This window comes from Terribacillus aidingensis, from assembly GCF_040703035.1.
Taxonomy (GTDB): Bacteria; Bacillota; Bacilli; order Bacillales; family Amphibacillaceae; genus Terribacillus.
On the sequence record NZ_CP159996.1, the window covers coordinates 1,856,464 to 1,873,941 of the forward strand.

13 protein-coding genes are annotated in these 17,478 nt (G+C 43.9%); all 13 read right to left on the reverse strand.

Going from position 1 to position 17,478, the window contains the following annotated elements:
* Positions 1 to 81: 81 nt before the first annotated feature.
* Positions 82 to 1,611: a response regulator gene (locus ABXS78_RS09825; protein ID WP_366247113.1), complete on the reverse strand. Its 1,530-nt coding sequence runs from the start codon at positions 1,609 to 1,611 to the stop codon at positions 82 to 84.
* A complete protein-coding gene (locus tag ABXS78_RS09830) occupies positions 1,604 to 3,382 on the reverse strand; it encodes a sensor histidine kinase (RefSeq protein WP_366247114.1) in 1,779 nt (592 codons plus the stop codon). Before ABXS78_RS09830 ends, ABXS78_RS09825 begins: the two co-directional genes overlap by 8 nt.
* Positions 3,372 to 4,406, reverse strand: a complete 1,035-nt coding sequence (locus ABXS78_RS09835; protein ID WP_366247115.1) for an autoinducer 2 ABC transporter substrate-binding protein — start codon at positions 4,404 to 4,406, stop codon at positions 3,372 to 3,374. Before ABXS78_RS09835 ends, ABXS78_RS09830 begins: the two co-directional genes overlap by 11 nt.
* Positions 4,407 to 4,455: 49 nt before the next feature.
* Positions 4,456 to 5,217, reverse strand: a complete 762-nt coding sequence (locus tag ABXS78_RS09840; protein WP_366247116.1) for a DeoR/GlpR family DNA-binding transcription regulator — start codon at positions 5,215 to 5,217, stop codon at positions 4,456 to 4,458.
* 53 nt (positions 5,218 to 5,270) lie between these two features.
* Complete coding sequence (gene rhaA / locus ABXS78_RS09845) at positions 5,271 to 6,524, reverse strand: L-rhamnose isomerase (RefSeq protein ID WP_366247117.1); 1,254 nt, start codon at positions 6,522 to 6,524, stop codon at positions 5,271 to 5,273.
* A gap of 12 nt (positions 6,525 to 6,536) precedes the next feature.
* Complete coding sequence (gene rhaM / locus ABXS78_RS09850) at positions 6,537 to 6,851, reverse strand: L-rhamnose mutarotase (protein ID WP_366247118.1); 315 nt, start codon at positions 6,849 to 6,851, stop codon at positions 6,537 to 6,539.
* Entirely contained in the window at positions 6,835 to 8,280 is a 1,446-nt protein-coding gene (rhaB, locus tag ABXS78_RS09855) for a rhamnulokinase (protein ID WP_366247119.1), read from the reverse strand. The genes rhaM and rhaB overlap by 17 nt, the downstream gene beginning before the upstream one ends.
* 11 nt (positions 8,281 to 8,291) lie before the next feature.
* On the reverse strand, positions 8,292 to 10,358 hold the full coding sequence (locus tag ABXS78_RS09860) for a bifunctional aldolase/short-chain dehydrogenase (protein ID WP_366247120.1): 2,067 nt from the start codon (positions 10,356 to 10,358) through the stop codon (positions 8,292 to 8,294).
* A gap of 115 nt (positions 10,359 to 10,473) precedes the next feature.
* The gene (locus tag ABXS78_RS09865; protein ID WP_366249917.1) at positions 10,474 to 11,718 is read right to left on the reverse strand and encodes an MFS transporter; all 1,245 of its coding nucleotides are present in this window, start codon (positions 11,716 to 11,718) and stop codon (positions 10,474 to 10,476) included.
* A 331-nt stretch (positions 11,719 to 12,049) separates the two neighbouring features.
* Complete coding sequence (locus tag ABXS78_RS09870; protein WP_366247121.1) at positions 12,050 to 12,982, reverse strand: DMT family transporter; 933 nt, start codon at positions 12,980 to 12,982, stop codon at positions 12,050 to 12,052.
* A 296-nt stretch (positions 12,983 to 13,278) separates the two neighbouring features.
* On the reverse strand, positions 13,279 to 14,067 hold the full coding sequence (spo0A, locus tag ABXS78_RS09875) for a sporulation transcription factor Spo0A (protein WP_366247122.1): 789 nt from the start codon (positions 14,065 to 14,067) through the stop codon (positions 13,279 to 13,281).
* A gap of 241 nt (positions 14,068 to 14,308) precedes the next feature.
* Positions 14,309 to 15,574, reverse strand: coding sequence for a SpoIVB peptidase (gene spoIVB / locus ABXS78_RS09880; protein WP_366247123.1), 1,266 nt, complete (start codon positions 15,572 to 15,574; stop codon positions 14,309 to 14,311).
* Positions 15,575 to 15,732: 158 nt separating this feature from the next.
* Entirely contained in the window at positions 15,733 to 17,457 is a 1,725-nt protein-coding gene (gene recN, locus ABXS78_RS09885; protein WP_366247124.1) for a DNA repair protein RecN, read from the reverse strand.
* Positions 17,458 to 17,478: the final 21 nt, after the last annotated feature.

The window sequence follows — 17,478 nt, forward strand, 5'->3', positions numbered from 1 at the left end:
CTTACATAAAGAGTATGAAAAAAGTCCCGCTTCGAGAAGGGGACGTCTTTCGGAATAGGAGGTTATTCTTCTGTTATTGTCTTATCGACGCAAGCGTCGATATTCAGAAGGAGCAAATCCTGTATGTTTCTTAAACAGTTTGCTGAAATATTTGTGATCATGGTATCCGACAGAATCAGCGATTGTCGTCACTTTATCATCTGTATCCTCCAACCTGCGTTTGGCAAGCTCAAGCCGCTGTTTAGTGACATACTGCAATACAGTTTCTTTCGTGTGCTTTTTGAAATAGGCACAAAAGTAGGTTGGATTCATATAGACATGTGCTGCTACTTGTTCAATCGTTATCGCTTCTTGCACATGTTGATGGATGAACGCTTTCGCCTGCTCCACAGCAGCGCGATCTGAATGTTTATCCAATTTTGTACACATGCCTGCCAGATCTCTAGTCCAATTTTCAAATCCTTGAAGCACTTCCGGTGCTGATAAAGCTTGGTTCGTGTTCCTCCCTAATTTCTGCAGCATTCGGTTAACGTCATTGACTGGCAAGCGCTTGCTGACATCATGCAGCATTTCGATACCCGCTGATTGTAGGATTGCTATTACCGACTCAAGCGACTCAGCTGCGGAGAGTCCTTCTTTTAACTGTCTTAAAGCAGTATCCAAATCATCGAATACAAACTGCTTAAAAGCAAAACGCAGTGTATGCAAGATATTCTGGATGTTCACATTAATGGTTTCTGTATATGGAACTTCTGCAGAAACAGGCTGGAGTTTTATCTCCATTTGCTCTGCTTCCATCGCCGCAGGAAGCAATTCCAATTCGTGCAGTATCTGTCCTGGTGAAGCTGTTACATTGAAAAAGGAACGATGAGACAAAGTCCGAACAAGATGATCGATAATTTTAGATGTATGTCCCTCCGCTGTATGTACAAGTAAACCAAAGCTTTGTTCCTGATCCCACCACCACCAAAAGGAAGGAGCCGACCATTGGTTTGACAGCTCTGCATTCAATATCCGGACAAACGCACTAAGCTCCTGATGGAATCGAACAGGGTCTCGTTTCACTTTTTGCTGATGGAAGTTTTGAAGCTGTAATCGGCACGTGTAATACGTTCCTGACGGGAAAATCTCAGTCCACTGTGTGTCTGCCAAGCTGCTTTCGCCCGAAAGTGCTCGGAGCAGCTGAAGCTGCTCTTGTTTCTGACTTTCCCGTTCTAGCTCTTGTTCCATTTCTTGCTTTTTAACATATAGCAGCTGCAGCCGATCTTGCAGCTGCTTCCTATCGATTGGTTTCAAAAGATAATCAGCAACTTGATTCCGTAATGCTTGCTGCACATACTGAAAATCATCGAAACCGCTCAAAACAAGAAATTCTCCTGTGTAGCCTGCCTCTTTTAACTCTGTAATCAGCGTTAATCCATCCATGATCGGCATCTTGATATCTGTCAAAATGACTTCAGCTGCCTTCCCATGTTTCCAGCCATCCAACGCCTCTTGCCCATTGGCATATGTACCAATGATGGTGCATTGCGGCTGATCATTGATGAACCGCTCTAGCCCCATACGGATTCGATATTCATCTTCCACGATCATGATTTGCAAATTATGCATCGAGACTTCCCCTTTCCGAAACATGGCGAAATGGCAAGTAAAGCCTTACAGTTGCACCCTTTTGATTGTTCTCCAATGAGACACCGTAGTCGTTTCCATACAGCATCTTGATTCGATTGGCAACATTGCTTAACCCATAGTGCGCAGATTTTGACGTTATACCTGGTTCCAGACTAAGTTCTTCTTCGAGCTCTGCTTTGACTGCCGGATCGAAGCCTGGCCCATCATCGTTTATTGTCAAAATGAGCATATCAGGTGTTTGATTCATCTTGATATCAATATGAATAGCAGTCTTGGTTTCCAGGCCATATTTAATGCTGTTCTCTACAATCGGCTGAAGTATGAATTTTGGAACCTGCACAGAAGCTGAGATGTCAGGATAATTCGTCTTCCAAGTGAGCCTGTCATAAAAACGGAACTGCTGGATGGACAGGAAATCCTCGACATGCCTCATTTCATCGACAAGTGATACAAATTTGACGCCATTATCCAAAGAATACCGCAGCATTCTGCCAAGCGTCGTTATAATATCGATGACCTCTTCCTGCTCTCCAGCTTCTACCGCGTAATTGATCGTTTCCAGTGTATTGAAAATAAAATGTGGATTGATCTGTGTTTGGAGCGCATACAATTCAGCTTCCTGCTGTTTAAGTTTGATCATATAATTCTTCTGGATCAAATCACGTATTTCCATAACCATATGATTATAACTTTCTGTCAGCCTGCCAACCTCATCCTGTTTCGTAACCGGCAGCGTTTGCTGAAACTTTCCGCTTTGGACGCTGCGCATGTTATCCATCAGCCGCTTAATAGGCTGTGAGACATTATAGGCAACAAATGTATACAAACACACACTGAATAAAATGAATAGAAGAAAAAGAACAATCGATATGGTGCGTGTTTGCTGCTGTTTGGCAAACAGCTTTTCTGTGGGTATTTCATAAATCAAAGCATAATCCTGCTGTATGGCTGGAGTGATGCCGATTAGTTTTCCATCCTGCAGAAAGCTTCCGTTATCTATCGGATAAAGATCCTTCGGAACAATTTGATCGCTTTTCTCCCTTTTCGAATCATAAGCTATTCTTCCGGATTCCTGTTCCAAAAGCATGATTCTGGCAGCGTTTTGTTCTTTAATCGTACCTGTGATGCGATCGACAAACGCTACATCCAACGCAAGAAACATCGTACCCAGATAAGCTTGGTTATCACGATCCTGCAGCGGCACTCCAATTAACAGATAATCAGCATTATTCTCGAAGACAAGATTTGTATCCTGCGGAAGAAGAATCATACTTCCTTTTTCAAGCTCTAAGCTTTGGCCATAAACAGCTGCTTCACTTTTAGAAAAACCGCTATAACTTTTGGCTGCGGCTGCGAAAACCCTGTTTTTAGAGAAGACGAAAACCCCGAGCAAATCAGAAGAACTGCTATGAAGGAAACTGCTGGATAGATAACGTTCCATCATGTATTGCTCCTGCATTGCTTCTGCATGGGACTGGAAACTATCCTCTCTCAATATTTCTATCATCTGCTGTGATTGATAAAGTCTTTCGGGCATATTCGCAACATCCTGTACATTACGGTCAATCTGCTGACTTGCCTGCTCAAGCATTTGCGGTACGAGCGCCCCGATTTGTTCTTCTGCTGCATGTGTATATGCTGTGTAGATAAAAAAACCGAGCAGTGCGACTGGTATGATGGTAAGCAATGTATAAGAAAGCAGCAGTTTATGCATTAATGACAGATTACGGATTTTCTCTTTAAAAATCATATTGATCCACATTCTCCGCCGTAAAGTCTATCGGTTCCCCCATAATGATCTGCTCTCCCTTTACTTGAATCCTGCCTACACCGTCAATGAGCATGCCGTCTTCAATTACCGCATCCTCTTGCATCAGCTTCGCAATCATGACGGTCAAGTAACCGAGTTTCTTCGGACTCCACATGGTGATTCCTTGGACATTGCCTTCTTTCAAGTGTTCATTCATGTCACGCGGGGATGCCAAACCGACGATAGCGATATCATTTGATAAATTTTCTTCCTTCAAAACGGCCGCTGCTGCTGGAGGACCAAGAGAAGCGATCCCAATTATGCCCTTCAAATCTGGATAGGCTTTCACTACTCGTTTAGATTCCTGGTATGCTGTGACAGGACTATCATTCGTATACGCTACTTCTCGAAGAATCAGATTCGGATAATAGGCTCGATTATGCTGCTTGATCCAATGCAGCCATTCTTCTTGATTGAGCGAAGACTGTGAACCAGAAAGAACGATATACTCGCCTTCTTCCCCGATTTGAGCAGCTAGGCTGTCCAGCAAATGCTCACCTAACATTTCTGCATCTACCATGTTGATAAAATAGTCCCTGGCTTCGGGATGAGCATCCGCATCCCAAGTCAGAACCGTTATACCTTGCCGTCTGGCTTCTGCCAATACAGGTGTCAATCTATCTGGATCTATGACACTTACTGCCAAAACGTCAACATCTTGTTTTATGAATGTACGGATGATTTCTTCTTGCTGAGCAGGATCAGCTGTTGCTGGTCCTTTAAAATGAACAGTAGCACCAGAGGACTTCGCCGCTTCCTCCACTCCCTGTTGTACAGCCTGGAAATAAGGAATTTCCTTCACTTTCGGCACAATGGCAATATCGATTTGTTCCGTTTGTTCCGTTTGTTCCGTTTGCTCCGGATGCGGCTCTGACGGCGTTTCCTGCACATAGAGTATTTCCTTTTTATTGCAAGCGCTTACAAAAATCAACAGAATAAGCAGGACGAGCGATTTCTTTTGCATAGTACCATCCTTAGCAACCCCGCAAAGCTTACCTTGCGGGGTCAGTTGATTAGTTCACAGCCTGGAACTCCATGTTCTGTTTTTCAAAATAGCTTTTAGTAGCAGAATCGATTCCTGCATCCGTGTAGACTTTTGAAATCCGCCCAAGTTCGGTAATAGTCGCAAAAGCCCTCTTCCCGAATTTACTTGAATCAGCTAACAAAATTGTTTTGCCTGCGATCTCGATCATCTTTTTCTTTACGATAGCCTGCTGTTCATTCGAGTCACTCAGACCATGTTCGAGATGCACGCTTTTACAGGAAAGAAAGGTTTTATCCACATAATAAGTTGTCAATGACCTTTCTGTCAGCGGACCTACGAAGGATAAAGATTTCGATAGCAGCTGTCCGCCGAGCGAAATGACTCGTATTTGGTCCTTTAAACTGCAAGCAAGCGCCACCTTGATACTATTGGTTATGATCGTCAGTGGCATATTTGGCAATTCCTTTGCCATATACCATGCTGTTGTACTGGCATCCAGTATGATCCGCTCTCCAGTCTGAATTTCGGAAACTGCTGCTTTGGCAATTGCCTGCTTTTCCTGCATACGCATCACTTCACGCGCTTCATGGGCAATCTCGGTTGCCCCTTCCTCGATGCGTACTGCTCCGCCATGACTGCGATGCAGCAGCTGTTCCCTTTCCAGCTTCTCAAGGTCACGCCGTATCGTCTCCTCGGTTACATGAAAAAGAGAACTGAGTTCGGTAACTCTAACACTGGCCCGCTCGTTGACCAGTTCTACGATCTTCCTTTGTCTTTCTGCAACTAACATCCCTTTTCCTGCCTTTATCACGTTTTGATTATAGTGTAGCATAATCTAACGTGTTACCGCTGAGCCATTTCGTTTCTTTCGTACTCCTGGACATGCTGCAGCCAAGCCGTCCCGCGCGGTACTTGCATTTCCTGGCAGAAATAATCCCATACTGCGCCAAATGGATAACTTTTCAGCTCTTCCATCAGCATAAGTCTTTCTGTGAATTGTCCCTTCTCTTGATATTCTTTCAGCTCTGCATGCGGTGTAAGCAATGCATAAAGAAGAGCTTTCTGCATATTGCGGGTACCAATTACCCAAGCAGCAACACGATTGATACTGGCGTCAAAGAAATCAAGCCCGATCCGTATTGTATCCAGCGTGTTATTGCGAACCAGCTCATGGGCAATCTCCTTCAGCTCGTCATCAAACGTCACTACATGGTCGCTGTCCCAGCGTACCGGACGTGATACATGCAAAGCAATTTTATCTGTAAATGGAAGCGTACCGCTGAGCTTGTTCGAAACCATTTCCGTCGGATGATAATGCCCAGTATCCATCAGCAAATGTTTGCCGCGAGTCAAAGCGTAACCCATGTAAAATTCATGAGAGCCGACAACATAGGACTCCGAGCCGATGCCGAACAGCTTGCTTTCTACAGCATCGATATTGTATTTTTCATCAATTTCGACAGCAAAAATCTGATCGAGTGAGCGCTTCAGGCGTTCTCTTGGTGTTAGCCGATCACTTGGTACGTCCTTATAGCCATCTGGGATCCAGATATTCGTAAGGCTGGCTGAACCAAGCTCTTTTCCGAAATACTCCCCGATACGGCGTGATGCGATGCAGTGCTCTATCCAAAATTGGCGGATTTCTTCAGCCGGATGGGCTAGGGTTAGACCATCGGCCGCTTTTTCATGGGAAAAGATCGTCGGATTGAAATCCAGTCCTAAATCATGCTGCTTTGCCCACTCTACCCAGTTCCGGAAATGTTCCGGCTTAATTTCATTACGCTCCACGTGCTGACCGTTTGTTTCCGCGTAAATTGCGTGCAAATTGATACGATGCTTGCCTGGAATGAGACGTAATGCCATTTCAAGGTCTGCGCGCAGTTCTTCCGGCGTTGTAGCTTTTCCAGGATAATTACCTGTCACATCGATTCCGCCTGACAGCTCATTCTGCTGCACTTCGAACCCGCCGATATCATCTCCCTGCCAGCAATGGATACTGATTGGTACCGTTTTCAATTTGTTCAATGCAGCTTCTACGTCGACACCTAATGCCTCGTACATCGATTTTGCCAGTTCATACGCTTTAATTACTGTCATATGTTTTCCTCCTCAATCTAAATGAAATACTTCGTTCACCGTTTCACTGACCGGACTATGATCAGGGTTCGTCTGCATGATATCCCGCATATATGTCCACCATCGCTGACACACTTCTGTTTGGGCTATGCTAGCATGCTTTTCTTCTGATTCTGCTTCCAAATAGGCGAATAACATAGCAGTTGGTTCATGCAGGAAGATACTGTAGTTGCTGACACCATGCTCCTTCAAAACCTGCTCCATTTCTGGCCATAGCTTATCATGACGTTCTTTGTATTCATCGAATTTATCCCGGTAAACATACATCACACTAGCTTTTCGAATCATGTATTGTCCTCCTTTTTTCCCCGGTTACATCACGACCGTCTGGCAAGAAAGTCTCGACTGGAAAGGATTCACGGATAAGCTGTCGGCCAGCATCCAAAGAATCCAGCTCACCTGCGGCTATCATCTGTACAATCAAATTCCCAAGAGCTGTCGCTTCTGTAGGACCAGCAACTACTTGTAATCCGCTGTAATCTGCTGTCAGCTGATTCAGCACATTATTCTGTGACCCTCCGCCGACTATGTGCAGAGTTTGAATGCTTTCTCCTGTCAGAGCTTCCAACTCCTTCAAAGCTTCGCTGTAAGCAATAGCCAGATTATGGAACACTGTCAGGCTGAGCTCTCCGATACTTACAGGTACAAATTGATCCGTTTCTCGGCAATAGTCCTGGATTTCCTCAATCATGTTGTCTGGCTTTAGAAATCTTGCATCATTCAAGTTGACTGAAGCTATCTGTTTCAGGTTAGTCTGCTTTGCTTCCTCAACCATCTCACCAAAATTATAATCAACCGGATATACTCTTCTGATTTCCTGTATCACCCACATGCCGATGATATTTTTCAAGTACCGATACGTGTTGTTAATGCCCCATTCATTCGTAAAATTCTTCTCTAAACTCCTGTCCTCCAGGATCGGCTGTTTTCGCTCAGTCCCAATCAGTGACCAGGTGCCGCTGCTAAGATATGCCCATCGTTCCCCACTAGCAGGCACCCCGGCGATTGCAGAGGCTGTATCATGCGACCCTATAGCAATAACAGTACAAACAGGAAGGTCATATTGTTCTTTTAGAGTGGCGCTGAGATCACCGATAATTGTGCCGGCTTCAATGAGAGGAGCAAACTGTTCAGAGTGGAAACCTGTTAAAGCAAGCAAATCTGTATTGTAATCCTTCGTAAGCGGCTGTAACAGCTGCATTGTAGAAGCATTGGTCGCTTCCATCACTTTTTTCCCGGTAAGTCTGTAGTTCAGATAATCCGGAACAAGCAAAATCGTTTCTGTTTTTTGAATCAGCTCTTCACTTTCTGTGAAGAGCTGATATATTGTGTTGAAGGGCTGAAACTGGATGCCTGTTTTTCGGTAGATTTCATTTTTTGATACCTCTTCCCACACCTGTTCCATCACACCATCTGTCCGGGAATCCCGGTAAGCGATCACATCACGCAATCGCTCACCATTCTCCCCTAGCAACACGTAGTCCACTGCCCATGTATCAATTCCGAGCGTACATGTGGCGATACCTTGCTGCTTTGCTATTTCCAACCCTCTTAAAATCTGTTCTTCCAGATGATCAATATCCCAGCAGAGGTGGTCTCCTTGTTTCTGATAGCCATTCGCAAAACGGTGGATCTCTTGGATGACGAGCTTTCCGTCTTTTAGTTCAGCAGAGACCAGCCGCCCGCTTGACGCACCGATATCAACCGCAATATGCATGCGATATCCCCCTATCTAGTGAAGGCAGCCGGTACGCCGCCGTCCACTGTTATCATGCAGCCAGTTGTTTTTTGCGCTGCATCTGAGGCGAAGAAAGCAATGGATTCCGCGATATCACTTGGATAAATATTCACACCAAGTGTCGTCCGTTTACGATAATGCTCTTCCAATTCATCTGGTGAAATATTATAAGCAGCTGCCCGTTCCTCACGCCATTTAGAACCCCAGATCGCAGACCCCTGCAGCACAGCATCAGGAAGGACACCGTTTACCCGAATCCCATAGCTGCCGCCTTCTGCAGCAATACATCTAGCCAAATGCATTTCCATTGCTTTCACTGCACTGTAAGCCGCTGCATTCTTGCCGGCATAAACAGAGTTTTTCGATCCGACAAATACCATACTTCCGCCAATACCTTGCTGTTTCATCAATCGGAAGGCTTCACGGGCAACGAGGAAATATCCTGTACCTAATACATCCATATTAAGCTGCCATTCTTTTAATGTCGTTTCATCGAATGGGCTGCTTGTAGCAAGACCTGCATTATTGACGATGTGATCTACTCCGCCAAATTGTCGAACCGCTTTCTCGAACGCTTCAGTGATAGCAGTTTCATCGGTTACATCCATTTTGACCGCTATTGCACGTCCCGCTCCATATGTTTCATTTAGCTCTTGAGCGACCTTTTCTGCACCTTCAAGATTGATATCGGTCACAACCGCATGAGCACCACCCTCCAGGAAGACGCGCAATGTTGCACTGCCGATACCGCCGGCACCGCCTGTGACGAGAACGACTGAGCGGCTGAACCTTGCTTCAGGTGGTGCCAAGGACAGCTTATACAGCTCCAATGGCCAGTACTCCACAGCAAACGATTCTGCTTCAGACAAGGAAACAAAGTCACCGAGTGCTGTTGCTCCTTTCATCACTGCAATTGCACGATGATACAAAGCAGCACTGATATCAGCAGCTTTCTTGTCCTTGCCTGTCGTCACCATCCCTACACCCGGAATGAGCACAACTCTAGGTACAGCTTCGAACATCACATCTCCCTCAGAAGCGAGGCGATTGAAATAATCCTGGTATTCTTTCGCGAAGTTTTGGATGCCTTCTTCTACTTTTCGAAGCAATGTCTCAGCATCCTCAGCAGATGGATCGAATGCAATGTACAAAGGCGTACGCTTTGTATGTACAAGATGATCCGGACACGCCGCTCCTATCTGACTCAGCTGCTGTGCTTGTTCGCTGTTCACGAATTCGAGCACATCTTCGCTATCGTCGAAGCTTAGAATCATTTTCTTTTCTCCGCTCACTGCACCTCTGATGACTGGCATCACTTTCGTAATAAGCTGTTGTCGTTTTTGTTTATCCAAAGCGGCAACCTTCTCTCCGCCAAAAGCTTTTGTTTCCGATTGCTTTTGTCGAATATAGCTTTCTGCTTCATTAATGACAGCAATCGTCCGATCATAACTCTCTTTCGCTGTCTCTCCCCAAACGACCAAGCCATGCTTTTCCATCAGAACAAGTTCTGCCTGCGGGTTTGCTGCAACTGCTTCTGCAATCATTTTAGACAAAGTGAATCCTGGCCGGATATAAGGAACCCAGACGAATCGCCCACCGAATATTTCTTTCGCGATTTCCTCTCCATTATCTGCACAGCATAGACTGATGATGCTGTCAGGATGTGTATGGTCAACATGCTTGAATGGCAGGAACGCATGCAGCAGTGTTTCAATAGAAGCACGCGGATGACTAGCATCAATCATGCATTGACTTAAATAAGCAACCATTTCTTCATCAGACATCGAATCCCTTTCAATCAATGGGCGAATATCCTCCATCCGCAAACCGGTGAAATTATGCGCGCCCATGGATGCTAAATCAGAACCGCTTCCTTTCACATACATAACTTCTATCGGACGTCCGCGGAAGTCCTCGATCGTAGTTTTCATGGATGTATTTCCGCCACCCCAGTTACAGACAGAACGATCACTTCCAATTAAATTCGATCTATATACGAGTTCATCGAGCCCTTCGACCTGATTTGCATTAGATTCATTCCATTTATTCTGTACCAACTTTACCACTCCTTCTACAATTGATGAAGCGCTTTCAAATTATGAATTCATTATATAACAGATTTACTTCCGTGTGTGTATTTATCTTTATTTTTATTTGTTTATTTTTGTTTTGCTAATTTCTCGCATGACGCCGTCTCTCTTCTACGCTTCCATACCGCTCTTCCTGAATTTCCTCCAATGATTTTCCTCTTGTTTCTGGTGCCATGATTAAACCAACGACGGCTGCGATAACTAGGAATCCAATCATAATCAAACCAGCTGCCTGGAATCCAAGAGAACTAATCATTAAAGGAACAACAAGAGAAATCAATCCAACCGCTATCCGTGCCAGTGCAAAGATGAAACCTTGTGCCTTTGCCCGGTAACGTGTATGGAACAGCTCTCCAGCCCAAAGGCCATAAAATGCCTGTGCCCCGAATCCAGCTGCAATCCCCCAAAGAACGACAAATGTGAACAGCTCAAACATGCCCATACCGCCAAACGTAAGAACCAGCCAAGCAGCGATGCCCATACCCGCTCCGATTCCATAAAGAAGCTTACGATTTACCCGGTCACCGAGCTTGATGAAGACGAAATAAGTCGCTGCCACAGTTAACGTCCAAAGGAAGCCTTGCAATAAGTTGGCCTGTGATGCAGATAAGCCGCCGACTGTTTCGTAAATATAAGGCATGAAATAGCCCATGACCCCCGCAACAAGATTCCAGAAAACATAAATACCAACAAGCAGTACAATCGCTTTTAGATTTGCTTTAACGGTAAACAATTGCTTCCACGAAACATCCTGCTTACCTGTTTCTTTGCGACTCTTTTCTTTTTCTTCCGTCCAGATTGTCGACTCATTGATCTGCTGCTGCATGATCCATGTTATGAGAGCCACGACAAAGAGCTGTGCAAAGATGATTCTGCTGCCAAGCAAACCTAAAGGCGCCAGCAAAACTGACAGAAACAGCGTAATCGCAGGACCAATTGACCAAGCAAATTGTCCCCAGCCGACACGAGCCGCCCTCTCTCCCTTGGGAGCTTCTTCCGCTATGTATGTCCAAGCAGCTGGAATTGCCGCTCCGACAGCGATTCCTGTCACAACATAACCTACAAGCAGCATCGGGAAATTAAATGAAAAAGTAATCATCAAAATCCCCAGCATGTACACAAGCAAATCATACTTATAAATAAACTTCCTGCCGAACTTGTCCACTAAGATACCGCCAAGAAAAGCCCCAATCGCCGATCCAAAGCCATTGGCACTCAATGCACCTAGCAGACCCAGCTTTGCATCATTCAAATTCAGGTACTCCATCCATAAAGTCAAACCACCAGCTCCAGCAACAATTGAACCAGCCTCCAAATAGTTGGACATCGCAACTGTAATTGTAGCCTTTAAACTTCCTTGTTTTGCTGCCACTGTTCATTCCCTCCTATACATTGCAGCGGTAGTTAAAACCGCTCTTTTTATAAAGCGCTTACATATCGCCTTATGACAGGATTATACACTAAATTCTTTTGTTTGTGTTTATCTATCTTTATTTATTTTGTTTCATTACAAAAAACCAATCCAAATACAGATAATAATATAGTCAGTTTACATAATTATATTATGATTAACTAACAACATGAAAAAGCTTGCATTATCAATAACCTGATAATGCAAGCTTTTTCTTCTCCAAATACTAACGAGATTACTTTTGTGGTTAGAACATCCTTACGAAGATTACTCCAGCCAAGATCATAAGAAGACCAACTATCTGTATGATATCAATCTGAGCTTTATAAGAACCCATCAATCCCAATCGCTGAATCAGCAAACTTCCAGCAATTTGTCCAAAGAGAACTAAAACAACAGTCTGCCCTGTCCCCACTTGACCTACTAAGTAAATGTTAATTAATACATATGCTGCTCCTAAAAATCCACCTAGCCAGACCCACCACGAGGCTTTTTGCTTTATTGGATTTTTTATCCCTGCAAAAGTGCGTTCTTTCAAGGCGACTACAATAATCAAAGTAAGTGCACCAATGAAAAAGGAGACAAAAGCAGCTTGTATAGAGGAATGCAGAACAATGCCAAGCTGCCCATTTATCGCTACCTGAGTTGACATCAGCATTCCTGATGCTATTCCGACTAGACGCCAGATCCACAGATTCAGATTTTTTTCTTTCTTCTTTTCCCCTCTTGATCTGAACTCCTGTATGGCAATAGCAAAAAACACACCAATTATGACTAAAGCTATACCTATTATCCGATACATATCAAATGGTTCCTTCATAGAATGGAACCATCCAAAATTATCGATCAGCATACCCATAATAATTTGTCCTAAGATAGGCATAATGGCTGTTTGTACACTGCCCAATTTAGGGAAAAGCAAAATGTTGACAGTAAGAAAAATTACTCCGAGCACACCGCCGAGCCAAATCCAAACCGGCTGCTGGGAAATGAATCCCCATGATATTCCAAGCGGTGAACCTGTTATCAAAGTTATAACGGCCAAAGATAGAGCCCCAATCACGAATGAGATCATGGAAGCCAAATACGGAGAAATAACAAACTTCCTCAATTGCGAATTCACAGCTGTTTGAAATGACAATCCTGTACCAATTAGAATCCCTATTAATGCAGTAATCATAGAATAAAACTCCTCGAAAAAATTATTTTATCACTTTTTCTGACAAAATAAGGAGGAGGTAATGAATTATAATACTTGTTGTTCTTCGTATGTATCTTCCTCTCCTTGATGATAGTCCTATTGTATACCCTTGGAATGGCTGTTAGTCAACTATTCCAAAAGGAATAACCAAAATAAAAACGCCTCCCTTTATCGGCGATCGATAAACAGAAGCGTTAACACTTTAAAATATAGTATTTATAGCTAAAGCAAAGCCGTTTTCGGTCTATTTGGATTACGATCGATCTATTTCAGCTTCAACTGGCACGATGCTCAAGCCGCAGTCGATCTGCTACCATTGCTATGAATTCAGAATTCGTCGGCTTCGCTTTTGAGATGCTGACAGTGTATCCGAACAGGGAGGAGATGGAATCCATGTTTCCGCGGTTCCAGGCTACTTCGATAGCATGGCGGATTGCTCTTTCCACTCGGGAAGCTGTTGTATTATATGTTTTGGCAATGTCCGGATAAAGAACCTTCGTAATCGAACCGAGCAAGTCAATATCATTATAGACCATTGTGATTGCTTCACGCAGGTACATATAACCCTTGATGTGTGCCGGCACACCGATTTCATGGATGATATTGGTAATGCTTGCTTCCAAATTCGGTTTTTTATCACGTTTTTTCTCTTTTGTGACACGAATCGGACTTGAATCATAACTTCCGCCATGTCCGCTTACCTGACGGATCTGTGCTGCCAGGTTCTCAAGATCGAAGGGCTTAAGGATGAAATAAGCAGCACCGAGATCCACAGCCTTCTTTGTCACTTCTTCTTGACCGAAAGCCGTTAACATGATCACATGCGGCATCGGCGCGGATGTTCTTTCCCTCAATGTACGAAGAACAGCCAGTCCATCGACATGCGGCATGATGATGTCGAGTACGACGACATCAGGCTGGATATCTTCCAGCATATCTAAACAATCTTTTCCATTATAAGCTGTTCCAATTACCTCTATATCGGATTGGTCTTCAAAGTATTCCTCCATAAGCTGCACAAGTTCTCGATTGTCATCGACCAAAACTGCTTTTATCTTATCCATTCCCAGCTTCCTCCCTTAATATCCCTTATGATTCCACGTTATAGTTTCGACACATCAAGGTCAATTCCTGCCAAATTGAAAAAAACCTCACTTTTATTTCCAAAGTATGAAATACCGCCCATCATTCGACAGCATACGACGCAGAGTGTTCCGAACAGGTGTTTCTTGTCTTTACAGTATACCGTATGACTTGAAAAAGAAAAAGACAATCCTATTCGAAAACGAACAGGAATTGCCTTTTTCAGCTTGCTTTTTTATTACTTTTGTAAATGTCGATGCCTGCTTCCTGCAGCATCCATTCAATATGGACACCATAACCGGACGTCGGATCATTAACGAATACGTGCGTAACTGCTCCAATAAGCTTACCATCCTGAATGATCGGGCTTCCACTCATTCCTTGCACGATTCCACCTGTTTTAGCAAGCAGACGTTTGTCTGTAACTTTGATGATCATACCTTTTGTTGCAGGATGATCCTGTGGTACGCTATTGACGATTTCCACGTCGAATTCTTCAATCTTCTCGCCATCGACTACAGTTCGGATAACTGCTGGTCCTTTCTTTACGTCCTCGCTAAAAGCAATTGGAAGTGCTTTTTCCTCTTCATTTTGACGCATATCACTTTCCAATTTGCCGAAAATACCAAAAGGGCTATTCTTCGTGATGGTTCCGATATAATTGCGGTTCATGCTGAATTCAGCGAGTTTTTCCCCAGGTTTGCCATTGTTTCCTTTTTGAATGCTTGTTACATTAGATCTGACGATTGTACCGTCATGAATCTCAATAGGCTTTTGTGTATCCATATCCGATATGACATGGCCTAATGCACCATAGTTCTTCGATGCAGGATCATAGAAGGTCATCGTACCAATACCGGCTGCTGAATCACGGATATAGAGACCCATTCGGTACTGTTTGTCTTTATCATCCAGCGCGGGATTAAGCTCAGTAGTCAAAACTTGGCTGCCGCGTTTCACTTCAATGCTGACAGGCTTACCTTCTTTGCCAGCTTTTTCGATCAGCGGAGCAACTTCTTCCATCCTGTGGATTTCCTTCTCATCGATCTTCAACAGAATATCCCCAGTATAGATAGCCGCATCTTCTCCAGGAGATACACTTGCTTCGGCGGTTCTTACTTGGTGGTGACCGACTACAAGAACACCTAATGTATGAAGCTTGACTCCTACTGAATGTCCTCCAGGTACAATGCGGATATCTGACAATACATCAACAGATACCTTTTTTACAGGTATACTTCCTACCGTGTAGACGAGATCTTGTTTGCCTGTTGACTGGCCCTTAAAGGCATCTTGATCAATGGCTTCTATAGCCTTACCGTCACCAAAGGCTGGAAGAGCATCAGAAGGATCGTTATTTGAAAACAAAGTCATTGTTTTGGGTATGCTCAAAAAGGACTGTACTGGCTTTGTCAATGGTGCGGCTAATACTAGAGCCAGCAGACAAAGACCAATGGCGATGCGCAGTGCTGCTACCTTATTCTTCATTTTCTCATCTCCTAGAAGTCCTACCCCACAGCAGTTCATGCTTGTTTATGTACTTCTAGTTTGACTTTTACAGAGGCTTTTTAAACCCAGAAAACATCAGAAAAAGCGCCTATCTTTTCCTTTATTTAAAACGAAAAATCCTGCCATGTATGGCAGGATTATGATTGTTTGTATTGGCCGGCAAGCGTTATCAGTTCTCTTGCATGCTCTTTGGTCTTTTCTGTAAGCACTGTTCCGGTCATCATTCGGCTGATTTCTTCGACAGCAGTGTCTTGACCGAGCTCAGTCACTGACGTATGCGTGCTGTTGTTTTCTACATGCTTTTCAATTAATAAATGCGTATCCGCCATGGAAGCTACCTGCGGCAAATGCGTAATACACAATACCTGAGAACCAACAGAGATACCGTAAATCTTCTCCCCTATCGCCTGGGCAACACGCCCGCTGACACCTGTATCCACTTCATCAAAAATGACACTCGTCACACCTTGATGTCTGGAGAAAATACGCTTCAGAGCTAGCATGATACGGGATAATTCCCCTCCTGAAGCTACTTTGTGCAGCTCCTTCAATGGTTCTCCCGGGTTGGTAGAGATATGGAATGTAATCGCGTCAAAGCCATCTGCTGTCAATTGGACAGGCATGCCATTCAATTCTGGATCACCAGACCTACCAGCCTTTAACTGTACGTCGACATGGAAACGCGCTTTCTCTAAATACAGATCCTTCAGTTCATCATGAATTGCGTCTGTTAACTGGACAGCTGCTTGTACACGCAGGTCATGAAGCTGTTTTGCCTCTAGCATTGTGTCTTCACCAAGATCGGCAATCTGCTGCTCCAGCTGATGAATGTGGGAGTCACGATTTTGAATCTGATCGATTTCATCCTCGATATTTGCTGCATATTCCAGGATTTCTTCGACCGATTGTCCATATTTCTTTTTCAATCGGTTTATTTCATTCAAGCGCATTTCAATTTCATTCAAGCGTTCCGGGTTGTAAGAAAGCGAATCAAGCTGACTGCTCAGCTGGAATGTGAGATCCTCCATCAGATAATATTGTTCACTGATCATCTGATAATGCTTCTGGATATCTTCATCATAAGAACTAGCCGATTCAAGACTAGCCAAAGCATGCCCAACCCAGTCCAAACCCTTTTGCTCTCCGTATAGCGCATTATATGCATCATGAAGGGCTTGATAAATACGTTCATAATTCATTAGCTTTGTACGCTCTTCAGTAAGCTGTTCATCTTCACCAGGCTGAAGTGCTGCTTCTTTCAATTCATTGTATTGAAATTTCAGCAGATCAAGACGCTGGGCCATTTCCTGTTCATTCGTATTCCATTCTTTATAGCGTTTTTTCAATTTTTGAAGTTCTTTGAATTGAAGCGTATAGGCTTCCTTTGCCTTGCCGATTGCTTCTGCATCATATAAATCCAAAAGCTCGATATGCTTTTCAGCATCCATCAAGGATTGGGTTTCGTGCTGGGTATGGATATCGATCAATGATTTGCCGAATTCACGCAATATAGCCAAAGTCACCAGCTTGCCATTTACACGGCAAATACTTTTTCCGCTTGTCGTCATTGTACGTTCCATAACAACCATTCCATCATCAATATCCACACCAAATTGGGCACCTACCGCATAAATAGGGTGATCGGGTGAGTCAATGATAAAAAGACCTTCCAGCTCTGCTTTTTTCTGGCCGTGGCGGATGAATTCAACCGATCCTCTTCCGCCGCTAAGCAGCTGGACTGCATCAATGACAATAGACTTACCTGCTCCCGTTTCTCCAGTCAGCACAGTAAGCCCTTCTTTAAAATGTATCCGTATGTGGTCAATAATTGCAAAATCCTTAATCGAAAGTTCTGTAAGCATGGTATCCCCTCATTTCACTTC